This window comes from Actinomycetota bacterium, assembly GCA_028698215.1.
GTDB lineage: Bacteria > Actinomycetota > Humimicrobiia > Humimicrobiales > Humimicrobiaceae > Halolacustris.
On the sequence record JAQVDY010000028.1, the window covers coordinates 1 to 22,080 of the forward strand.

Below are 22,080 nucleotides of genomic sequence, written 5' to 3' on the forward strand. Positions count from 1 at the left end.
TACGGGCTGAGGTTCGAAGACGGGATACTGGTTACTGCTACCGGAGTAAAGGAGCTTACCACCCTAAAGAGGGAGGTAATAGAGCTGTGAGAGATATAGCTGTAGAAGATATAAGGGGGATGGTGGAAATGACAATATCAGTTAAGTTTGAGGTGATTGTATGATAAGGATAGCCATGCTGGGAGCAGGTTATATAGGAAGGGTTCACGCTAATGCTATTAAGAAATTGGATAATGCCAAAATAGTAGCTGTGGCTGATAAGGACTTGCCCAGGGCGGAAGAAATGGCTGTTGATCATAATGCAAAGGCTTATGAGGATTACCACCAGCTGCTTAATGATGATAATATTGATGCTGTAGCCATTGCCACTCCTACTTTTTTACATGCGGAAATGGTGGTGGAAGCCGCTAAAGCCAAAAAGAATATTTTTTGTGAAAAGCCGTTGGCCCTATCCAATGAAGATGCCCAACTAATGGCCCAGGCAATCCAGGAAAATAAAGTAAAATCAATGGTAGGCCATGTGTTAAGGTTTTGGCCTGAATATATAAGGGCTAAAGAAATTTTAGATAGTGGAATGGTGGGGGAGCCCCTAACCATATTCTGTGAAAGATTGGGTGTTTTGCCGGATTGGGCAGAAGGCGGTTGGAATAAACAAGCAAACTTAAGCGGAGGAGCAGCCCTTGATCTCCAGATTCATGATCTGGATTTTATTGCTTACCTTTTAGGAGAACCATCAATGGTAAGCTCCAGCGGAGTTTTTAATCCCGATCTGGGGGGCTGGGCCCATATGAATACTGTAGTCAATTTTAAAAACGGCAAAATAGGGGCCGTAAATGCCGGTTGGATTGTTAAAGGAAAATTTCCATTTTCCATACTATTTAGAATATTCTGCGAAGAAGGTACTATAGAGTGGATATCCAGGGCTGGAGAAAAAATATCAGAAACATTGGATGGCAAGGCTGGTAAAAACCCAATTGTAGTATACAAATCAAATGGTGAAATAATAGAGGAAATAGCAGAAAACATGGATCCGTTTTATGCAGAATGGAAATATTTTGCAGATTGCCTTGATGGAAAAAAAGAAATAACTAATTCAACTTTTACAGATGGACAGATGTCTTTAAAGCTTGGTTTAGCCACTATACAATCAGCCAGTACAAACAAGCAGTTAAAGTTCTAGCTGATGGGAATTATTGCTGTAAAAATAAAGCTTGTCCTTTGAAAACTAAAAAGTTATTCAGCTGAAAAGATGCGAAGCTAAGTAAATTAATAGAGCTGGAGGCATTATGATTTAAATAGTTAATGCCTGATCAGAAGCTGGGAGCTATGCACGCTAGTGGTGCTGTTATCAGGATAGCTGACTTGAAGCTACCATATTATCTTGACAAAACTTGATGGAGATGTTAACTTTAATGGCAACTAAACGTATAAGCTTAAACTCTCAGATTCTTATATATAGCTCAAAAGATGGATGTCTTTTAGGGGATGTAAATCCACTAAGGACAGCATCGTCCACTTGAGGTTATGTTCTTATATAACAATTTTATGAACCTCAACCAAATATAAAGCATAAGTATAATTATTTTGTAAACCGAACCCGTGTTATAGTTATTACAAAAGGAGGAAAAAGAGATGAGAAAGATCCTAATATTAACGTTAGGCATTGTATTTGCAATTGCAATGCTAGCAGGCTGTGCAGCACCAGCAGCACCAGCAGCAGAGGAACCTGCAGCTGAAGAACCAGCAGCAGAAGAACCAGCAGAAGAAGCGGCTGTAGATGCTTCAGAATACACCTTCGGCAATTTGGCTTGGTCAACTGCAGATGAGTGGAATGCTTATGGAATTGAAGCTTGGGAATGGAAAGCAGAAAAAGTAGGCGCAAACACCGAAGTACTTGATTGCCAGAAAGATCCTGAAGAGCAGCTGGCACAGGCTCAAGACTTTATTAACAAGGGAGTAGACGGAATATCCATATTCCCAAGCTCACCTGATGTTGCAGCCACCATTACCCGAATGTGTAATGAAGCTGGAATACCTATAGCTATTGAGAACATCTTCCTGCCTGAAGACGGCAGTGCTGGTGAAGTAGTAGGCCAGGTTGCCTGCAGATATGGCGACATCGGCTATGCAGCTATTGAATATGCTGCTACCACTTGGCCAGGAAGTAAAGTTCTATATGTACACGGCGGCCCTGGCGTTGGTGTATATGAAGATTATAAGGTTGGCGTAGACCAGGCATTGGAAGATTATGCAGACGATATAGAAATGGTTGGCTTGGTTAATGGTAACTGGGAAACAGAAGCTTCCTATAACGTTACCATGGACTTTATAAATGCAGGTACTTCTGACTTCGACGTAGTATTTGCAAACAACGACCTGCAGGCTGTAGGTGTAAATCAGGCCCTTAAGGAACAAGGCATGGAAGATATACCTATTCTTTCTACCGGTGGTTCTGAGCAGGGTTATGAAATGGTTGTAGAAGGCATTCAGGCTGCTAACATGACTGCTCCTGTAAATATTCAGGGCATAATGGTATTCGACTTCTTGTGGAATAGTGTTAGCGGCGCTGGTGTGGATAATCCTAATGTTCCACTACCAGTTATTCCAGTTGGACAGGATAATATAGAGGAATGGATTCACTGGAACGACCATGAAGCAGCACAGGCTTATATTGATGCAAACTACTAAAATTTAGTAGATATTTTTAGGGTACTGCGCTTGCAGTACCCTAAAAAATATTTCAATTGGAATCTTTAGCAAGATAAAGGTTTGGCGGTTAAAATATGAATAATTCTTCTAAAGGTCCTATTGTAAAAATGGACCAGATAGTCAAAACATTTTACGGGGTAAAAGCCTTAGATAATATGACTTTTGATCTCTATGAAGGTGAAATCCATAGCCTAGTCGGAGAAAATGGAGCTGGAAAGTCAACCCTGATGAAAGTTTTGTCTGGTGCCCATGCTCCAGACAGTGGTCAGATAGAAGTATTTGGCAAAAGATATACCCACATGACAGCGGAACTCTCTTATAGGCTTGGTATAAATATAATATACCAGGAAAGTTTATTGATGCCCTGGATGAATGTATACGAAAATGTTTATATGGGGCAGGAAATATCCAAAGGCGGATGGGTTGATTTTAAACAAGAAAAAGAGAAAACCCATGAGCTCTGCAAACAAATAGGGCATCCAAAATTGCCTTTGGATAAGAAGATTCATGAGCTCAGCGTTGCCGAGCAACAATATGTAAAGATTATTAAGGCTCTCTCCACTAACCCAAAAATACTCATAATGGATGAACCCACATCCATGTTTAATGTAGAAGACGTAAAACTACTTCTAAACACAGTAGAGACCATAGCTGCTCAGGGGGTTAGTATCATTTATATTTCCCATAACCTAAAAGAGGTGGTACAGATAGCTGATAGAATTACGGTTATAAGAGATGGTTCCTCTATCCGTACCTATGGTAATGATGATAGAAATGCAGATTTAAATAAACTCGTAAATGACATGGTGGGGCGTCCGGTATCAGCTTTTTATGAAAGGGAAGAACATGAAATAGGAGATATTGCCTTTGAGGTAAAAGATCTGGTAGTAGATCCCAAAAAGGAGCCCATAAGTTTTAATATACGCCGTGGCGAGATAATGGGATTTGCAGGAATGGTTGGTTCAGGCAGAACAGAAATTGCAAACGCTATCGTTGGAGCTAGCCGTAAGTACGGCGGCAAGATAATTTTTAATGGCAAAGAACTGGATATTGATAATCCAGCCGACAGTATAAATTATAAGATTGGTTATATAACTGAAGATAGGCAAGGCTTAGGATTGATGCTTGATGCTTCAGTCGTTGAAAATCTTACTGTAGTTGGGCTTCAGACCAAAATAAAACAATTTTTTATTAACGTCAAAAATTTTATTCCCCTGATTTCCAAGATAATAAAATCACTGAATATAAAATTAGCTTCACCCATGCAGGAAGTTAAAAGCTTGTCTGGTGGTAATCAACAAAAAGTGGTACTGGGCAAATGGCTGTTTACCGATTCCGATATGTATATTTTTGATGAGCCTACCCGGGGGATAGATGTTAATGCTAAATCCGAATTTTATAAGATTATTTCTGGTTTAGCTGCCCAGGGAAAAGTAGTTATGATGATCTCGTCTGATATGCCTGAACTTATTTCTATGAGTGACAGGGTTACAGTTGTAAGAAAAGGCAAGATTGTAAAAACCCTGGAAAGCTCTGAAATTTCTGAGAATTCCATTATAAGATACGCATTGGAGGTACATAAGGATGAACAATGAAAATAATTATGCCTTGGGAAGCGGAAATATTAGCGGTAAAAGTTTTAAGTCTCTATTTAGGGATCAAAGGTTTTTATTAGGAATAATTATAGTCCTAATTATAGTAATAGTAAGCATAGTCAACAGTAATTTTCTAAATCCTTCTAATATATTGGCATTGTTGCAGCAGATAGCTGTTCTGGGTTTATTGACTATGGCCATGGCTAAATTAATGCTTTCCGGGGGAATAGATCTTTCTATCGGTAATATTATGATTTTATCCGGTTGCGTTATGTCAATTTTGATAACCCAAGGCAGGCCTGCACTTGGTTCCGGGGCTACAGCTAGTGATATTGGCACTAAAATGGGTTACACTTCGGTACCGGTAGCCATAATAATTGGTTTGCTGGTAGCAATAGTTGCAGGTGCCTTAAACGGACTGATTGTTTCTAAAACCAAAACTATGCCTCTAATTATTACTCTGGGTATGAGCAGCGTTTATTATGGTATTGCCCTAATTATTACCGGCGGTAAATTCCAATCCTTTAATTTAGCCTTTGAGGGATTGAGAATTCTCCGAATAGCAGGGGTGATACCCATGACCCTTATAATATTTTTCGCTATGGTAATAATATCTTTCATTTTGGTTAACCGAACTAAATATGGCCGTAGAATAGTGGCTATTGGTGGAAATGAAGAGGCAGCTTTTCTTTCCGGTATTAAGGTAGACAGGCATAAGATAATGACCTATGCTATCAGTGGTGCTTTCTGCGGAATAGCAGCAATACTTTATGCTACGCGTCTTAACGCCATAACCGCGGGCGGAGGTACCGGCTATGAACTTAATGCCTTGACCGCATGCGTAGTTGGTGGCATTACCTTTGATGGAGGTAAGGGATCAATAAGCGGTGCATTTTTGGGCGTTTTCTTTATGGGCCTTATAAACAATGTTATGAATATTCTGTCTATTGACTCTTATTACCAGACTATGATATCTGGCTTGATAGTAGTAGCTGCGGTTATTCTTAGTAACCTTAACCAGATGAGAAGATCATAATAACAGTTTATAAATTGCGGGATAGTTAAATTTTTATACTGATCCTGCTAATTCGGTCATTAAATTAAATATAAATAAGGAATGATTAAAATGAAAACATCTGTTAGTTTTTTCACCTTCAGTCAGGACGTTGACTATAGGGAAGCTATGGAGGAATCCAAAAAAGCGGGTTATGACGGTGTGGAATTTGTACTCAACGAGACTGATGGAAATCTTAATATGAAAACTACAGACCAAGAGGTAATGGAACTAAAAAAATATGCTACTGACCTCGGTCTGGAAGTAAGCTCGGTAGGGGCCTGGAATCTCTGGGAATACAATTTGGTATCAGATGATAAAGCTATTGCCAGTCATGCCAAAGATATAATTAAAAAGCAGATAGATGTAGCCCAAATATGCGGCGCGGATACCATATTGGTTATACCCGGTTATGTAGGAACCCCTTTTGCTCCGGGCATAGTCCGTTATGATATTGCCTATGAAAGGGCTATGAAGGCCATAAGCGAGCTGGCACCCTATGCAGAGGCAGCCAAGGTGGCCATTGGTATTGAAAATGTTTGGAATAAATTTTTGCTATCTCCTATTGAGGTAAAGAGTTTCTTGGATGAAATAAATTCTCCCTATGTTGGAGCCTATTTTGATATAGGAAATATTATATATATCGGTTATCCTGACCAATGGATCCGGATACTGGATAAACATATAAAGAAGCTGCATTTCTGTGACTGCCGTTTTGATCAATGCGGTCTGGGCATGTTTGTAGATCTACTGGAAGGGGATGTGGACTATGTAGAAGTTATGCATGCCATAAAAGATATTGGATATGATGATTGGGCTATAGTAGAGTTTTTACCTAACTACAAGACTTTCCCTTACCAGTCTATTATCAATGCCAAATACTCATTGGACACTATTCTATCCATCAAATAAGCAGTACAGCAATGATGATTGGCAAGATTTGGTTCTGGCATAGCCAGCAGTATTTATAGTAGGACCATACCTGTTACTGTTGTTTGCAGTTATAAAAAATAGCAAGGCTGCCTATAAGGGCATATCGCCCTTAGCAGCCTTTTTGCTTAGGGACATTAAATAAAGATATAAAATAATTATTAACAGAATATAGAGGTAATGATTTAAAATGGGAAATTTTAATTATGATCAATGGAGCAATGATGCTAAAAACATTGCCAAAATATTATCAAATGCGCCTACCCTGGATAAAACCAAGAGAATAAAAAAGGAAGAATTCAAGCAAAGGCAGAGCAGGGTTATAGAGGCCTTGCAGGAAAATAATATAGATGGGGCATTTGTATATTCAGATGAACACTATAATGGCGATGTTCCTTATCTGGGCGGTAATACCAATATCTCCATCGAGCCAGTAGCCGGAGTAATTGGCAAGAACGGATTCCATTTAATTGCTGGACTGGAGGGTGGATATATTGCTGAACAGCTGGCTGACAGGTCAGGTTCTGAAGTGCATAAAGTAGAAATGCTCAAGCTGGCCGACGAGGATTATCCGGTAGAAACGGAAAGAATAGAAGACGTTATTGAAAAAGCCTGCGGGAAAAAGCCTGAAACTATAGGGCTGCTCACTCCCAGGGCGGTTTTTCCAGTGCAAATATATGAGTTTTTGGAGCAATATTTAGGCGACAGGGAAAGAATAGTAGATGCGCAGGAACTTTACTATAAAATTAAATATGAAAAATCTGAAGCCGAAATGGACTTAATAGGGGATGCCAGCTTAATCTGTGACCAGATGTTGAAAGGGATGTTGGCAGTGTTAAGGCCAGGAATGCTGGAGACCCAGGTTTCAGCCTGGGGCTACCTTATAGGCCAGGAATTGGGTGCGGAAGAAATGGGCTTTGATATTATGGTAACCGCCAATGAAGCCAACAGGACACTGATAGGTAAAGCCTTGAACCGTGAGATCAGGAAGGGAGATTTAGTGCACCTGGGGGTAGCTCCCAAAAGGGACGGGCTCACTGCTTGCGAAAGGGTGAGTGTGGTATGCACTGAAGATCCTGATGATATTACTGATTTCCAAAAATACTGGCTGGATTTTATAGAGGGAGCTTTTCAAACAGGCCTGCAGGCATATAAGCAGGTAGCCCAGCAAAATTTACCGGCCAAGCTGCAGGAACAGGCCCTGGTCGATTACTTTAAATCAAAGGAAGATGAAGTGGAGAAATTGATTGGCAGGAAAGTTGATTTAGCCCTCCAAAAGCCTTATACGGGTACCCATAATGCCGGATATACCGAGTGCCAGGAATTCTACGGGGCTATTACCTTAAACTCCGATAATCCTCTAGGAAACAGGATAGTCACCATGCTGGATGTAGCTATAAGGGGGATGGGAAGCAAGTGGAATGATATTGTTATCCCCGGCCTTGATTTTGTGCTGGTAGAGAAAACCCTGGGTAAATTTGGCCCTAAAGTAGAAGTGTTAAACCAGTTGCCGGTAAATGTACAGAGTTATGTCGGAAAGAAGTATTAATTTGATTAAAGCCAATCCAGTATCCTGGTGATACTGGATTTAGGCTAGTTATTTTATATAAACTTGCAGCTGATAACTGTCTATGGGCTCAGGTTCCCATTCCCTGAGGTAGTCTAATACCAAAGTATTGACACTGCTTGACTCTGCCTTAAAAGTAAGCACCTGAAGGCCGCATTCCCCTAGGCAGGACTGTCCGGTTTCTGCAGATTGATATTGGTCGCTGATGAGGATTAGGCCGGGGGCAAAACTATTTTCCGATATCACCCAGTGATATCCGGTAGTAGGGTTGGAATCCAGGGTAATAACCAGGTTGGTTCCCAATTCTATATTAATATCCCTGCCATTATCTTCCATACCCAGGTTAAGGGTAGGTATCCTGCAGGCAGGCAATATGAACAGCAGCAGGACTATAATAAAAGTTAAACCTATCTTTTTCATATTACTATTTTATAATGTTCTTACCAATCTGGCCACTCATCCCCATTTATAGATTGGGTTATATTGGCAACATTGGTGCCATCGGTATTGATTACATACAAGTTATAGCCTATATTTACCCAGTCTGTACCAGTGCCATAGAATACTAATTTATCTCCTTTTGGTGATACCCGGAGGCGGTGAGACGGTGCTATTCCTGACCCATATAGATTTGAAACCTGGCTTAAGCCTATATCTTCATATTTTTCTTCTTCACCGGCAGCCAGGTTATACAATAACTTTTGGTAGTCCACCTTCCAGATCTCCACATGTCTACTGCGATTAGAAAAAAAATAAAGGGTTTGGCCGTCAGGGGACCAGTCTGGCTCGGAATAATGATCTCTGGCATCAGGACAGGATAAAAGCTCGGTTAACTGGGTTCCGTCTGGCTTGATGGTATACAGCTTCTCCCCAATATCTGAGCCCTGCTGGTTATAGGTAAAAGCAATAACATCGCTTACAGGCGACCAGCTGGGCCAAAGGGCTGTATCTTCATCTTCAAAATAGGTAAGTTGTTTGGCATTTCCATAAAGGTCTGTAACCCACAGGTTAGGGGTATCTTCAATATAGGAAATATAAGCAATAAAGTTGCCGTCTGGCGACCAGGTAGGAAACATATCCACTCCTCCTCCGGAAGTTATCTGTTGGAAAGCTTGGCCGTCCGCAGCCATGACAAATATTTTTTCTACATTATCCACCGGGGAGGCATAGGCTATTCTAAACCTTTCAGGGGACCAGGCCGGATACCGCATATAAGATCCAGAATCTGGTAATTTTACCATACCTGAGCTATCAGGGCTGATAGTATACAGGTAATAGTCTCCGCTTTTTTGGGTATCACCAGCCTGGGAACAAAAAACAATTTTACCTAGATTCTGGGCATTAACTTCTGGAGGAGGGCTGTAAATAGATTGGGGTATTTGGCTTTGCTCTCTTTCTAAATTTGTGCTCTGTTCTTTGGTTTTATCCTGCTGGTTAACTCCTAGGGGCTCATCCTGGCTTATACCTGAATCAGCTAGGCTGGTATCAGGCGGAGTCATGCCCGGGCTACAGGCGGTTAACAGGATGATGTTTAATATTAAGGCCAATACCAATGTTTTCACTTCACATCTCCTCACCTTGTAAGGTATGGGCAGGGCATTATCTAAAGGTAGCAACGGGGGTAAATAATTTTCTGCCGAACCTTAGGTTAGGGCCGGAAGGAGGCAGGATATCGGATAAAGCCAAAACTAATAGGCCCAGGATTATAACTAACCCTCCCTATATTTTAGTACCAAACTATAAAATTAGCTATATTGGTGACAGCCTTACCTTTTGGTCAATATGCCAAAAAGGCCTCTTATTAATTCCCTGCCTACTGTCCTTCCTATGGAAGTAGCCGCAGATTTGGCCATTTTGCTTATATAGGTGTCTTTTTTAGCAGTTTTCTTACCGTAATCGTATTTTTGCTCCTTGGCTTTAGCCTGTTCCAGGTTTTGCTGTTCAACTATTTTTTTCTGCAGTATTTCATAGGCAGATTCCCGGTCAAAGGTTGAATTGTATTTATGGTAATACCTGGAATTACTGATCAGTTCCTGCCGCTGAAAATCAGTAATGGTTCCCAGCTGGCTTCGGGGCGGCAGCACTGAAGCCCGGTCCACCATAGAAGGGCGTCCTTCTATATCTAAAAAGGATATCAGGGCATCGCCTACCTTAAGCTCAGTTATGACCTGGCTGACATCCAGCTCAGGGTTAGGCCTGAAGGTATCTGCGGCAGCATTTACAAATTTCTGTTCCTTGGGGGTAAATGCCCTTAAAGCATGCTGGACCCTGTTTCCCAGCTGGCTGAGTACACTTTCCGGTAAATCTGTTGGATGGTGTGTAACAAAGTATACCCCTACCCCTTTGGATCTAATCAGCCGTACCATTTGTTCTATCTTATCCAGGAGTATTTTTTGGGCATCGTCAAACAGCAGATGAGCTTCATCAAAGAAAAATACAATTTTTGGCTTAGGCCTATCTCCTACTTCCGGCAGTTCCTCAAACAATTCTGACAGCAGCCATAACAAAAAAGCAGAATAAAGGGCAGGAGATTGCACCAGCTGGTCTGAGGCTAGTACATTTATTTGGCCCCGGCCATCTTTATCGGTTTGTAAAAAATCATTAATCTCCAATGCTGGTTCGGCAAAGAAGTTTTCTCCCCCCTGCTCTTCCAGGGTTAGCAGGCCTCTTTGGATAGCCCCTATGGATTGGGTAGATATGTTACCGTAGTCCAATGTATATTTGGAAGCATTGTCTCCTACAAATTTTAGCATGTGCCTGATATCTTTTAGGTCTATCAGCAGCATGCCTGAATCATCTGCTATCTTAAATACTATGTTAAGTACGCCGCTCTGGACTTCATTAAGGCCCAGCAGTTTGGATAAAATTAAAGGCCCCATCTCTGAAATAGTGGTTCTTACCGGGTGGCCCTGCTTTCCGAATACATCCCATAATACTACGGGATATCCCTGGAAGCTGTAATCTTTTGCTCCCAGCTTTCTAGCCCTTTCTTCAAATTTGGGATTTTTAGCTCCCGGGTTACAGATGCTGGCCACGTCCCCCTTTATATCTGCCAAAAAAACCGGTACCCCGATGGTGCTGAAAGCTTCAGCCATTACTTTCAAGGAAACGGTTTTACCGGTACCGGTAGCGCCGGCTATCAACCCATGCCGGTTTGCCATCCTTGAAGTTAAATAAATGGGGTTTTTGCCTGCCGCAAATAATAGGTTATGGGTTTCAGCCAATGTAGACTCTCCTTAATAGTTGACATAAAAATAATGGGGCTTTAGTCACTGCTTTGATTATATTTTAAACCTCAATGGTTAGCAAGGAGAGAAAGAATAAGGTTTTTATTATTTTAATTTGAGGAGTAAAATAAAGTTAGGATATAAATCGGCAGGTATGCCTGTCAGTTATCTTTTCTTAAATATATTTTTGGCTCCATTACTGCAGTAAGCCGGTTTATTAATATTTCTCTATTGCTGCCATAGCCAGAGGCAGGCTTTTATCATAAGTCTAGATTTTAGGTCCTAGAGCCCCGCAGAGCCTGCAGCGGCCGGCAATAAAATAAGATAAAGGAGGTTTTATGGCTACAGAGAATAGGAGAAAACCTACCCAAAGGGGACCCAAACCGCCCCGGGCTACAGTGAGCAGAACCGGTAAACTAAAACAGCCAGGGCAGAATCCTGCTGGGGTTTCCAGGGGCGCCAGCAAGGGGCCGTTGGGAGCTAGAAAGCAGGTAATTATGGCTGAACATAGGGTAAGAAAAGGAGAAACATTAATACAGATTGCCCGACTATATTACGGAAGAGGCCAACAAGAGCATTTAAAAATCATACAGGAGGCCAACTCCGACCTTATTAAGGATGTCAATGTAATAAAGGAGGGACAAGTATTTAAGATACCCCAGCTTCCTCCTCATCTTAAAAACTAACTAAAACTATATTTTTTTAAGATTACATCTCTTCTAATTTGACGGAGACAATGTTTTTACGGCTGGGTTCCAGTATTTTATAGCTCTAAAGGATATTAAATATTGTCTTATCAGGATTAGGTAAATATTTAAAAACCAAATCAATATTAACTTTGAACCATCGTATTTATATCATATAATTTCAAATAACAGAGGCAATGATACTGGTTTAAATGATTACCCAATATAGATATAGCGGCACAGCAAACATAATGGGGATAGCGGCGATACCCCTTATAAATAAATTGATTAGGGGAAGGCTTTATAATGAAAATAGGCCTTAACCTATATCCAGACTCCAAACACCTGCCCCTAAAGACTTTAGGGGAAGCTATACTTGACTCCAGAAATCTAACCTTTGCCAAACAGTTGGGAGTAACTCATATAGTAGCCTGGATGCCTCTTCCTGCTGGGGAAGGCTATTGGGAATTCAAGGATCTTTTAAAATTAAAAAAATTTATTAATTCTTATGGATTGGAGTTGGAAGCTATAGAAAATATACCGCCTGTTCATTGGGACCGGATATTGTTTGACCTGCCCGGCAAGAACAAACAAATTGAAAACATAAAGAAAACCATTACTAATATGGGCAGGGCAAAAATTAAATTTCTGGGTATTTGTTTTTCTATCGTAGGTTATTGGGGACACAGGCAAATAAGTGATATCAACAGGGGAAAGGCAAAGATATCCAGGTTTGATTACAGCCTGGTCAAGGATGCTCCACCCATTAGCAGGGGCCAATTATGGGAAATATGGAAAACCGAGTATTTTGATGCATCCCAGCCCATAGAAACCATATCCAGGGAGCAGATGTGGGAAAGACTATGCTTTCTGTTAGACCATATATTGCCGGTAGCCCAAGAGGCAGGCCTAAAATTATGCCTGCATCCCTCAGACCCTCCTGCTCCCAAGCTGAGAGGTGAAGAGAGGATAATGAATTGTCCCCAGGATTTTAAACAGCTGATAGAGTTATACCCCTATGATCATTTGGGTATAGAATTTTGCCAAGGAACTTTTGCAGAAATGAGGGGAGTAGGTCCCAAGGTGATAGAATTGATTAAGTATTTTGGAAAGAGAAATAAAATATTCTATGTTCATTTCAGGAATATAAGGGGCAATTTCCCTGTTTATGAGGAAGCATTTATAGATAGCGGGGATATAGACATGGGTTTGGCATTTAGGGCTTACCAGGATGTTGGTTTTGAAGGAGTGCTTGTCCCTGATCATGTTCCCCTGGTAACCTCATCACCAGAGCCATGGCATATTGGCATGGCCCATTCCATAGGCTATATAAAATCCTTAATGGATATGAATAGATAATTGTATGCATATATTAATATTCCCAGGGCTGCCATAAATTGATTAAAGAACAGAAATATATTCATATATTAAGCATTTACAGGCATAATTACTGATATAAAAAATATTGCAGGGAAGGGTAGCCATGTCTAAAAAATTAAAGCTGTTAGCTGCTATACTGGCCAGCAGGCTGAAACCTTTTAAGGATTACAAGTATTCTATCAGAAAAGCAAAAATGGGGCAGGGTAATGTTGACGGCAATCCCAGTGATAAAAATTATGAAGACCAAAGCTGGAAGGAAGTAGGTCTTCCTTACCGTTGGGACAGCAGTAAAGAAACCTGGTTGAGAGCAAAGCTGGTAGTACCAGAAAAAATTAATCAGGTACCTGTAACAGGAGCCAAGATATCCATAAGCGGGCCCAGTTTTTTAGGGGATTCTATATTGATGGCCCATGCCGAAATGTTCATTGATGGCAAAGAAGCTATAGCAGCCCAAAACTGGTTTGATCTCAGGTTTAAATTACCAGTGGCCGAAACGGCGGAGCCATTCCAGGAGCATATTATTACATTTCATATATACAAAAAAGGCAAAGCAAAAGACCTTTTTTCCACTCTGCCTGTACTGGCAGTCAGCTACCATAATATAGATCAAATTGCTTTTGAAATGGAATCCTTTTTAGGGGAGATAAGCTTTGCCCAATTTCTGCCAGGGGGGAAAGCCATAGTTGAAAAGGCGGTAAAAGATGTAGGGATAGAAAATTGGCAAAAGCTGGATATTGAAGAGGTGTTAAGCCAGATTGAAAAAATTAGAAACAGGATATCTCCTTTAAAAAAGGATGCTAAGCAATATTTTGTTCACCTGGTTGGACATGCCCATATCGACATGAATTGGCTATGGGGCATGGAAGAAACCACACAGGTATGTAAGGATACGTTTCACACGGTAATAAAACTGATGGATATGTTTTCTGATTTTACCTTTTCCCAGAGCCAGGCATTCATTTACAATGCCATGCAAAACATCCACCCTGGCCTTTTTGCAGAAATAAAAAAGAGAGTGCAGCAAAAAAGATGGGATGTTACGGCCTCCAGCTGGGTGGAGATGGATTTAAACTTGTCCAGGGGGGAGTCCATAGTAAGGCAGATTCTATATGCTAAAAATTATATCCAACAAGAGTTACAGGTAGAACCAAAAGTATTCTGGGCGCCTGATACCTTTGGCCATCCCTGGACTATGCCTCAAATACTGAAAAAAAGCGGCATAGATTACTACTACTTCATGAGAGGCGGAGATGAGCAGCATGACCTGTTTTGGTGGGAAGGCCCTGACGGTTCAAAGGTGTTAGCATTTAACAGTTCTTATCTGGGGATAATATCTCCCTCCACTGTCTATAAGATTCCTGCCTATTATAATAACAGGCTGGGTATTACTGACAGCATGTACGTTTATGGTATCGGCAATCATGGAGGGGGCCCCACCATAGAAGATATTGATACCGTAAATAAAATAAACAGCAAAGCAGTGGCCCCTACTTTAAAATTTTCGACCACTCATGACTATTTTAAAAAAATGAGCCAGGAGAATCCAAAATTACCAGTGGTAAAAAAAGAGTTAAATCCTGTTTTTGACGGCTGCTACACTACCCACTGGGATACCAAACTACATAACAGAACCTGCGAAAGATTGCTGATAGAGGCGGAAATAACATCTTCCATAAATAAAATTTTGGGATTTACATATCCAGAACTTTCCGGGCTGTGGCATAAGGCCTTATTTAATCAGTTTCATGATATACTGCCGGGAAGTGCCATAAAGGAGTCATATGATTATTCTAACCGCCAAGCAGAAATGGTAGAAGAGCAGTGCCGGGAAAAAATTATTCATAATTTAGCTAATATATCCCAAAAGATAAAAGTTAAGGAATATGGTGTCCCCCTACTGGTATTTAATAGCTTAAGCTGGGAGAGGACAGATTTGGTAAAGATAGGGGTTACCAAAGATATGCAGCCTCCCCTAGAAGTAATAGATGGAGAAGGCAGCATGCTGCCGTCACAGGTGGAAAATAGACAGCTAATGTTTATAGCTGAAAACATTCCTCCGCTGGGATACAAGGTTTTCTACATAAAAGAAGGTGGCAAAGAAACCAGTGCCCCTGCCCCCCATGGGTATAGTTTGGAAAATGATTATTTTATATTAAAAGCAGATCAAAAAGCTGGGACCATATCTTCTTTATATGATAAGAAAAATGCTAGGTATGTTTTGAAAGATATTATAGGAAACGAAGCCTTGCCCAGGGTGTTTCCCTTAAAGCTAATGGATATAAGCAGTGAAGGGCCATCCACCCAGGTGGTAATGAATAATATTATGCAAATCTTATATGAAGAGCCTCATTCCCAATCTTCCTGGATTATTGGCCCCGTGGCCAAAACGGTAAACCTTACCCAAAGTTCAGAAATATCAATAAATGCTTACGGTCCGGTGGTTCAAAGCCTTAAAATTATTAAAAGGTTTAATAAATCTACTATTACCCAGGAAATATGTTTGTATAGGAATCTAGAAAAAATAGACTTTAATACCACTATAGACTGGAATGAAGTATCTGATAATAATACACCGGCCCCAATGCTAAGAGCTTGTTTTACCCCTATGCTGGGCAGGGTAAAAGCTAATTATGAGATACCTTTTGGTTATATGGAAAGGGTGAATGACGGCAGGGAATACCCTGCCTTAAACTGGGTGGATATTTCTGACCAGGAATATGGGATAAGCCTGCTTAGTAATTTAAAACATGGGTTTAATGTCCAGGGAAATACAATATCGGTTACCCTTATCAGGACCGCTTATGAACCTGACCCAAAACCAGATACTGGTATTCATAGTTTTACCTATTCCCTTTTTCCCCATAAGGGAGATTTTAAACCAGCAGGTACTGTCCAGAAAGGATATGAGCTAAATCATCCCCTAATGGCTTTTTTAATAAACAATAAGGGGGGCCAGCTGCCAGACTGTAAATCTTTTATACATATAAGTGCTTCCAATGTAATTTTATCCTGTTTCAAGCAAGCTGAAGGTGATGAGAATCTTATCCTTAGGGTTTATGAGAGCCATGGATTAGAAGTGGAATGCAGTATAAACCTGGGTTTTGAATTTCAATCTGTAGAAGAAGTGGATTTGATGGAAAAGAAATTAAGGGCAGTAAAACTGGATGGCAAAAGTAATGAATTTAGTTTCAACATAAACCCGATGGAAATTAAAACATTTAAAATCAGGATTTGCCAGAGGCGATAGCTTTAGCTAGGGGCCAATATAGATAAAAATGCAGATGTTTTAAAAGCCATAGGATGATTTATAAATTAAACAGGTAAATATTTGTCTATGCTGATTACAGCTTCCAAACTATATGATTACCTGGTATGCCCCCATAAAGCATGTGGTGACGTTTACAGGGCCCAGAAAGAAAAGATACTGTAAACCAATCCTATTGTTAAACTGCTGGCAAAAAGGGTAGTCTTACAGGAGCAAATAGTTATGGCAGGAAATGAACTTGGCTGTCTGCTTGACAGTGATAGTGCCAGTGATATGATCTGGCAGCATGCTTATTGGCCATTGTGAAGCTATTCCTTAAAAGATATAGTAGGTTATAAGGGATTTTTTGGAGAAAAATGGAAGATAACATCATATTATTAAAATTATTTGACCGCATGTTAGCAGTCTATGGCCCCCGGAAATGGTGGCCGGCTAAAACCAGGTTTGAAGTAATTGTGGGAGCAATATTGACCCAGAATGTATCCTGGAAAAATGTAAAGATGGCCATCTCCAACCTTAAAGCAGCAGGGCTGCTCAACCTGGAGGCGATATTAAATACAGATAAACAGCTTATAGCTGGCCTTATCAAAAGCTCGCGTTATTACAACCAGAAGGCAGAACGGTTGAAGGGATTCTGCAGGTTTGTAAAAGTCAACTATGGGGGCAGCTTGAGCAGGATGTTTAAGCAAAACACCATAAATTTAAGGCCGGAGCTGCTGTCTATAAAGGGCATAGGAAAGGAAACAGCAGACAGTATCCTGCTGTATGCAGGCCGGAAACCCACTTTTGTGTCAGATGCTTATACCAAGAGATTTCTGTGTAGGTTTGGCCTTCTGGATAGCAATCCCGGTTATGATGCAATCAGGGAGTATTTTATGTCTCGGCTTCCCCGGGATGTTTACCTTTATAATGAATTTCATGCTCTAATTGATCACCATAGCTACGGGGTATGTAAGGCTAAACCTGACTGCAGCCGGTGCCGTATTAAAAATGTGGGAAAACATAGTTGCTTGTTTTATAAAGGTTTATCAAAATCCAACCGGGCCCCCTAAAAGACTGCTATCCCAATAATTGCAGTATTAAAAGCTAAACACTGTTTTTCATAATCCTCTTATAGCCCTCTATAATTTTGCTGGTTAAGGCCAAGAAATAGAAGGGTTAAACAACTATGCATCCCTGGCCTTCCTTAATGGCCATCATAGCGGATGTTGACAACCTGAAACAAATCAATGATGATTATGGCCATAGGACAAGTGATAGGGCAATAATAGCGGCATCTGTCCAGCATATATACCAGTATGAGAAAAATAAAAGTGGCCAAATAGCCGGCAAATTTGGTAGGGGTAGCTTGAAATATTTAAAAAATGAGTTTTAAGCTTTAACCAAATTAAAGGGATCACCTTATACAATGGCAATTAATAAAATTATGGCTGGCAGGATTTAGCCCTTCAATAAAATACTATTACCTCTTTTTATCTATATAATAAGTAATAAGGATATTGGCCCCAGCTTTAGCAAGATTATTTATAGGAACAAGTAATTTAGATGATTGGCAACAGGGAACAGAACCTGCTTAAAAATGCAGCTTATTTTTATGGCAAGCATGCCTGGAAGGCCCAGTTTATTTTATCCAGAGACAGGCTTTTAGTGAATAATATTAGTTATGATTATTGTTTTCAAAAATTAAGGGAAACCTATGGGGCCCAACCAGCAGATTTAAGCTTGGAGTTTTACCAGGCAGGAAAGTATTTTGCTGACAGCTGCCTGGTACTTATTCATGGTTATAACAGTAAAAATAAAAAAACCTACAGGCAGATGGCTCAGGGCTTTGCGGCCAGGGGGATAGACTGTCTTATATATGTACTTCCCTTGCATTTTGAACGAAAAGCAGCTCAAGATATGTTAGATCAGCCTCAATTTATAAATATATTTGAACTATACCGGCAATCCGTAATAGAGCTTAGGCATATACTGGGATACCTTAAGGAAAAAGGTTATCTGCATACAGGATGCCTGGGGTTTAGTTTTGGGGGGTATTGCTGCAGCTTGTTGGCCTGCTGGGAAGAGCAGCTGGATTTTGCGGTGCCCATGGCTTCTTTGGGAGACCTGGGGCCCATAAAAAAATATTTGGATAGGAGCCTTGAATTAGAAAGCAGGCAGGTAGCGGATAGTTCGGGGCAAAAAATAAATAAGGCTTTAGCCCAAAATTATTTACCTGTCATATGCCCTAATAGTTTTAGCCCCCTTATTGATACCGGCAAAATATTGTTTATACAGGGTTTGCTGGACGGAAGAACCCCAGTTGCAGAAGTCTGTAAGTTCAGGAGCCAATGGCCTGGAACTAAAATAGCCTGGTATCCCTGTGACCATTTGACCTTTATTTTATTTAACTGGCTTACGGTAAGAATTGCTGCCAGGTTTATATATGGCTTGAAATAGATAAACAAGATAGCCAAAATAATATTGCTAACCGCCTAGTTATGATATTATAATAGCTGGTATTTAGTATCAGGCATATTGAAAACGGTAGAAATATGGGCAAAACAAAATTATTTTTTCTTCTGGCAGTACTTACTTTAATATTAGTTTTTTCAGTGGCAGTAGTATGCGGCCAATGCGGACAGCAAGTAAGCGATGAAGATAAAATAGATGTTGAAAGGACAGAACCGGGGAACAATGGGGAACCCCTGCCCTTTGAGCCTGAGCAGCCTGACCAGCCGGAAGGCGGCGACCAAGCCCCTACAGTTAACCTTACAGTGGTCATGGGTCCTAATCTTTCAGAGGCTGATAACGTTTGCTTTTACCGGGTACAGGCTGAAACTACAGGCTTGCCTGAACCAAAAATAGAATGGAGTAAGGATGACAGTAAGGGAGCCTGGGGAAAAGATACAGCCCAGGTAAACTTAACTGAAGGCCAATCCTATACTTTGACCTGCACTGTCACCAACACAGAAGGTACTGCCCAGGCTTCCATTACCTTGGAATGGGGTTGTGATTAATAGTAAGCTAGAAAAGAAGTTAGCTATAGATTAGGGGCTCTGCGCCTATTACCTGAAATCATTTAAGGTGTCCATTACCTGCTTGTCAGTTATCTGGTAAAACTCATCATAATAATCCCCTACCGCCCCCAGGTAATTATAATCACTGGGTATTTCCAGGGCAATTACCTCGTCTGCTTCTTTTTTTAAGGTTTCCGCTGTACTTCGGGGGGTTATGGGTATGGCCACTACGATTTTTTTTGGTTTTAATTCTTTTAGCTCCAGTATGGCAGCCCTCATGGTAAGTCCGGTGGCGATGCCGTCATCAACAATTATGGCTATTTTAGATTTAGGGTTCAGGGTAGGCCTGCTGTTAAGATATATCTGCCGCCTTCTTTTAGCTTCCTGTTTTTGATCCTCGATCTCTTGTTTTAGCCATTGTTTGTCAACCTGGCTCAGTTCCTGCTGATTGCCAACCATCTGCCCCTTCTCGCTAATGGCAGCTATGGCATATTCCTGCTGCAGTGGGTGGCCAATCTTTCTGGTTATAACCAGCTCCAGGGGCGCGCTTAACTGCCGGGCAATCTCTGCCCCCAGTATTACTCCTCCCCGGGGCAGGGCGTATATTACTGCATCATCCCCCTTGTATTTCAGGAGCCTTTCTGCCAGAAGCTTTCCAGCCTGTTTTCGGTTAGCAAACCTCAAATTTTCCCCCTTATGTTATCCTTATATTATAATTAATAAATGAACTAAACTAAAGAGCATAAACAATTAAATAAATTATGGCACATTCATGGGACCTAGATTACAAACAGGCCAGGCAGCTGCAGCAGCGTTTAGCCTTAAAAGTTATAGATAAGGATTGTTTTGGGCCGGTTCAAACTGTAGCCGGAATCGATGTAAAATGCCTGCCCGGCTCCCGGGTTAGGGGAGCAGTATTGATTTTTTCCTGGCCCCGGCTTCAACTGATAGAAGCCAGGACAGTGGTTATAAAAACCAGTTTCCCCTACATACCGGGGTTGCTTAGTTTCAGGGAAGGCCCGGTGTGCCTTCAGTGCTTTGAACTGCTTGATCACAGGCCTGACCTCTTATTTTTTGATGGTAACGGGCTGATGCATCCCCGGGGCCTGGGGCTGGCTTCACATCTGGGCTTGCTGCTGGACCTGCCGGCAATAGGAGTGGCTAAAACCAAACTGCTGGGCCAGTATAACATGCCCGGGCAACAAAAGGGCAGCTATAGCCAAGTGGAATACCGGGGTAAAGTGGTGGGGGCTGCAGTAAGAACCAGGGAAAAAGTTAAACCGGTATTTGTATCTGCAGGGCACAATATTAGCCTCAATACTGCCATTAAGTTTACCTTGGCAGCAAGTAAGTACAGGATTTGCGAGCCTACCAGGCAGGCTCATAACTGGCTGGCCAAATATGCTGAACCAGAAAAATGGTAAAAAGTTTCTTATTTTTATCTTTAGCAGGTATAATAATCATAAAACTTTTATTATGCTAAAATAGTATGATATTAAATAAGCCAGAATCTTTAATATGGAACTAAATCCAATACCCCTTCAGGGCAACTGGGAAAAAGGGTGGGCCCTGGACTTAAACACAATCTGTAAAGACGCCAAAGAAAATGATTTACTGATAGTGAACCGTACAGATATAGGAGAGCACCTTTACCGGCTGAAGTATTTTGGCGGTACCAAGGAAGTGAAGATCATTGGAGATGCGGCAGTAGAATTTATCCAAAGCAATTTTAAAGATTTGGATCTAGCGGTAATCATACCGGTCCCTCCCTCCGACCTGGAACGTAAATTTCAACCTGTTTTTTTGCTGGCCCAATATATTGGGAAAAAATTAAGGCTGCCGGTTGATTTTGATTACCTGGATAAAATACAGGACACTCCCCAATTGATACATATAAAGGAAGCTGATAAAAGAAAAGAAATCCTAAAGAACATATTCAGGGTAAAGGATGACCGGTATCTGGGTAAAAATATCCTTTTATTTGATGATCTCTACAGCTCGGGGGAAACCCTTAAAGCTATAACTGCTGCCCTGGCATCAGAAGGCAATGCAGCCGGCATTTATGTATTAACCGTTACCAAAACCAGGGTTAAACGTAAATAAAAGCGGTATAACTGTTGTAAAACAAATAACTTTTAAATAAACCAAATAGGTAAATACAAATCCTGGATAATATAAGGTCATTAACAGGTGAAAATGTTGAGTGAAGCTTACAGGATAGCAGAACAAATTTTAAACAGTAAAAAAACATGTGTGCTAACCGGGGCAGGAATATCTACAGAAAGCGGCATCCCCGATTTCAGAAGCCCGGGAGGTATTTGGAGCCGGTTCGATCCCTATATATTATCCCGCCAGGCGCTGGAAGCAGAACCTGAAAGGTTTTTTACTGAGGGCCTGGCCCTGTTAAAAGAAATTAATGGGATTAAAAACAAGCAACCTAATAAAGCCCATTACCTGCTGGCTAAACTGGAGCAACAGGGTATGGTCAGCTGTATTATTACCCAGAACATTGACGGCTTGCACCAAAAAGCGGGATCCAGCAGGGTGCTGGAGGTACATGGTAACCTGAACCAGGCTTATTGTATGCAATGCCGTCAGCAATTTGATTTTAATTATCTATTGGATTTATCCCAGACCGAAGTTCCTCCCCGCTGCGCCTGCGGCGGCA

Annotated in this window: 20 protein-coding genes; 16 read left to right on the forward strand and 4 right to left on the reverse strand. The window is 41.0% G+C overall.

Translation table 11 applies throughout. From position 1 onward, the window contains the following. Nucleotides 1–160 precede the first annotated feature (160 nt). The 6 genes from PHN32_07610 (at nucleotide 161) to PHN32_07635 (ending at nucleotide 7,837) form a co-directional block, all read left to right on the forward strand. The gene (locus PHN32_07610; GenBank protein MDD3777453.1) at nucleotides 161–1,180 is read left to right on the forward strand and encodes a Gfo/Idh/MocA family oxidoreductase; all 1,020 of its coding nucleotides are present in this window, start codon (nucleotides 161–163) and stop codon (nucleotides 1,178–1,180) included. 500 nt (nucleotides 1,181–1,680) lie between these two features. Next, a complete protein-coding gene (locus PHN32_07615; GenBank protein MDD3777454.1) occupies nucleotides 1,681–2,688 on the forward strand; it encodes a sugar ABC transporter substrate-binding protein in 1,008 nt (335 codons plus the stop codon). Between the two features lie 95 nt (nucleotides 2,689–2,783). Beyond that, a complete protein-coding gene (locus PHN32_07620) occupies nucleotides 2,784–4,304 on the forward strand; it encodes a sugar ABC transporter ATP-binding protein (protein ID MDD3777455.1) in 1,521 nt (506 codons plus the stop codon). After that, nucleotides 4,294–5,340 (forward strand): ABC transporter permease, encoded by a 1,047-nt coding sequence (locus tag PHN32_07625; protein MDD3777456.1) that lies wholly within the window; start codon nucleotides 4,294–4,296, stop codon nucleotides 5,338–5,340. The genes PHN32_07620 and PHN32_07625 overlap by 11 nt, the downstream gene beginning before the upstream one ends. A 90-nt stretch (nucleotides 5,341–5,430) precedes the next feature. Next, nucleotides 5,431–6,270 (forward strand): sugar phosphate isomerase/epimerase, encoded by an 840-nt coding sequence (locus PHN32_07630; protein MDD3777457.1) that lies wholly within the window; start codon nucleotides 5,431–5,433, stop codon nucleotides 6,268–6,270. Nucleotides 6,271–6,478: 208 nt separating this feature from the next. Continuing rightward, nucleotides 6,479–7,837, forward strand: a complete 1,359-nt coding sequence (locus PHN32_07635) for a M24 family metallopeptidase (protein ID MDD3777458.1) — start codon at nucleotides 6,479–6,481, stop codon at nucleotides 7,835–7,837. Nucleotides 7,838–7,885: 48 nt separating this feature from the next. Here the strand turns inward: PHN32_07635 and PHN32_07640 are convergent, their stop codons facing one another. The 3 genes from PHN32_07640 to PHN32_07650 all read right to left on the reverse strand — a co-directional run bounded on the left by PHN32_07640 (nucleotide 7,886) and on the right by PHN32_07650 (nucleotide 11,079). Further along, nucleotides 7,886–8,275, reverse strand: coding sequence for a protease inhibitor I42 family protein (locus PHN32_07640; protein ID MDD3777459.1), 390 nt, complete (start codon nucleotides 8,273–8,275; stop codon nucleotides 7,886–7,888). A gap of 20 nt (nucleotides 8,276–8,295) precedes the next feature. Further along, on the reverse strand, nucleotides 8,296–9,417 hold the full coding sequence (locus PHN32_07645) for a hypothetical protein (protein MDD3777460.1): 1,122 nt from the start codon (nucleotides 9,415–9,417) through the stop codon (nucleotides 8,296–8,298). A 204-nt stretch (nucleotides 9,418–9,621) separates the two neighbouring features. Continuing rightward, nucleotides 9,622–11,079, reverse strand: coding sequence for a DUF853 family protein (locus PHN32_07650; protein ID MDD3777461.1), 1,458 nt, complete (start codon nucleotides 11,077–11,079; stop codon nucleotides 9,622–9,624). Nucleotides 11,080–11,420: 341 nt separating this feature from the next. On the opposite strand from PHN32_07650, the gene PHN32_07655 reads away from it, so the two are divergent. From PHN32_07655 to PHN32_07685, 7 genes are all read left to right on the forward strand, one after another. Continuing rightward, entirely contained in the window at nucleotides 11,421–11,768 is a 348-nt protein-coding gene (locus PHN32_07655) for a LysM peptidoglycan-binding domain-containing protein (protein MDD3777462.1), read from the forward strand. Between the two features lie 306 nt (nucleotides 11,769–12,074). Then, a complete protein-coding gene (locus tag PHN32_07660; GenBank protein MDD3777463.1) occupies nucleotides 12,075–13,127 on the forward strand; it encodes a mannonate dehydratase in 1,053 nt (350 codons plus the stop codon). A gap of 124 nt (nucleotides 13,128–13,251) precedes the next feature. Continuing rightward, nucleotides 13,252–16,395: a glycoside hydrolase family 38 C-terminal domain-containing protein gene (locus PHN32_07665; protein MDD3777464.1), complete on the forward strand. Its 3,144-nt coding sequence runs from the start codon at nucleotides 13,252–13,254 to the stop codon at nucleotides 16,393–16,395. Nucleotides 16,396–16,769: 374 nt separating this feature from the next. After that, nucleotides 16,770–17,465: an endonuclease III domain-containing protein gene (locus tag PHN32_07670; GenBank protein MDD3777465.1), complete on the forward strand. Its 696-nt coding sequence runs from the start codon at nucleotides 16,770–16,772 to the stop codon at nucleotides 17,463–17,465. Between the two features lie 137 nt (nucleotides 17,466–17,602). Then, the gene (locus PHN32_07675; GenBank protein MDD3777466.1) at nucleotides 17,603–17,788 is read left to right on the forward strand and encodes a diguanylate cyclase; all 186 of its coding nucleotides are present in this window, start codon (nucleotides 17,603–17,605) and stop codon (nucleotides 17,786–17,788) included. 170 nt (nucleotides 17,789–17,958) lie between these two features. Continuing rightward, nucleotides 17,959–18,852 (forward strand): hypothetical protein, encoded by an 894-nt coding sequence (locus PHN32_07680; GenBank protein MDD3777467.1) that lies wholly within the window; start codon nucleotides 17,959–17,961, stop codon nucleotides 18,850–18,852. Nucleotides 18,853–18,947: 95 nt separating this feature from the next. Further along, entirely contained in the window at nucleotides 18,948–19,412 is a 465-nt protein-coding gene (locus PHN32_07685) for a hypothetical protein (GenBank protein MDD3777468.1), read from the forward strand. Between the two features lie 48 nt (nucleotides 19,413–19,460). Here PHN32_07685 and PHN32_07690 read toward each other — a convergent pair whose 3' ends face one another. Beyond that, the gene (locus tag PHN32_07690; GenBank protein ID MDD3777469.1) at nucleotides 19,461–20,096 is read right to left on the reverse strand and encodes a phosphoribosyltransferase family protein; all 636 of its coding nucleotides are present in this window, start codon (nucleotides 20,094–20,096) and stop codon (nucleotides 19,461–19,463) included. 77 nt (nucleotides 20,097–20,173) lie between these two features. Between PHN32_07690 and nfi the strand changes: the two genes are divergently transcribed. The 3 genes from nfi to PHN32_07705 all read left to right on the forward strand — a co-directional run. Next, nucleotides 20,174–20,836 carry a deoxyribonuclease V gene (gene nfi / locus PHN32_07695; GenBank protein MDD3777470.1) on the forward strand — a complete coding sequence of 221 codons (663 nt, stop codon included), beginning with the start codon at nucleotides 20,174–20,176 and terminating at the stop codon, nucleotides 20,834–20,836. Between the two features lie 94 nt (nucleotides 20,837–20,930). Continuing rightward, nucleotides 20,931–21,515, forward strand: coding sequence for a ComF family protein (locus tag PHN32_07700; protein ID MDD3777471.1), 585 nt, complete (start codon nucleotides 20,931–20,933; stop codon nucleotides 21,513–21,515). A gap of 93 nt (nucleotides 21,516–21,608) precedes the next feature. Then, a partial coding sequence (locus tag PHN32_07705) for an NAD-dependent deacetylase (protein ID MDD3777472.1) occupies nucleotides 21,609–22,080 on the forward strand: 472 nt, incomplete at its 3' end.

Coding starts and splice junctions, on each gene's coding strand:
- PHN32_07610 (MDD3777453.1), top strand. CDS start 161: ATGATAAGGATAGCCATGCTGGGAGCAGGTTATATAGGAAGGGTTCAC.
- PHN32_07615 (MDD3777454.1), top strand. CDS start 1,681: ATGCTAGCAGGCTGTGCAGCACCAGCAGCACCAGCAGCAGAGGAACCT.
- PHN32_07620 (MDD3777455.1), top strand. CDS start 2,784: ATGAATAATTCTTCTAAAGGTCCTATTGTAAAAATGGACCAGATAGTC.
- PHN32_07625 (MDD3777456.1), top strand. CDS start 4,294: ATGAACAATGAAAATAATTATGCCTTGGGAAGCGGAAATATTAGCGGT.
- PHN32_07630 (MDD3777457.1), top strand. CDS start 5,431: ATGAAAACATCTGTTAGTTTTTTCACCTTCAGTCAGGACGTTGACTAT.
- PHN32_07635 (MDD3777458.1), top strand. CDS start 6,479: ATGGGAAATTTTAATTATGATCAATGGAGCAATGATGCTAAAAACATT.
- PHN32_07640 (MDD3777459.1), bottom strand. CDS start 8,275: ATGAAAAAGATAGGTTTAACTTTTATTATAGTCCTGCTGCTGTTCATA.
- PHN32_07655 (MDD3777462.1), top strand. CDS start 11,421: ATGGCTACAGAGAATAGGAGAAAACCTACCCAAAGGGGACCCAAACCG.
- PHN32_07660 (MDD3777463.1), top strand. CDS start 12,075: ATGAAAATAGGCCTTAACCTATATCCAGACTCCAAACACCTGCCCCTA.
- PHN32_07665 (MDD3777464.1), top strand. CDS start 13,252: ATGTCTAAAAAATTAAAGCTGTTAGCTGCTATACTGGCCAGCAGGCTG.
- PHN32_07670 (MDD3777465.1), top strand. CDS start 16,770: ATGGAAGATAACATCATATTATTAAAATTATTTGACCGCATGTTAGCA.
- PHN32_07675 (MDD3777466.1), top strand. CDS start 17,603: ATGGCCATCATAGCGGATGTTGACAACCTGAAACAAATCAATGATGAT.
- PHN32_07680 (MDD3777467.1), top strand. CDS start 17,959: ATGATTGGCAACAGGGAACAGAACCTGCTTAAAAATGCAGCTTATTTT.
- PHN32_07685 (MDD3777468.1), top strand. CDS start 18,948: ATGGGCAAAACAAAATTATTTTTTCTTCTGGCAGTACTTACTTTAATA.
- nfi (MDD3777470.1), top strand. CDS start 20,174: ATGGCACATTCATGGGACCTAGATTACAAACAGGCCAGGCAGCTGCAG.
- PHN32_07700 (MDD3777471.1), top strand. CDS start 20,931: ATGGAACTAAATCCAATACCCCTTCAGGGCAACTGGGAAAAAGGGTGG.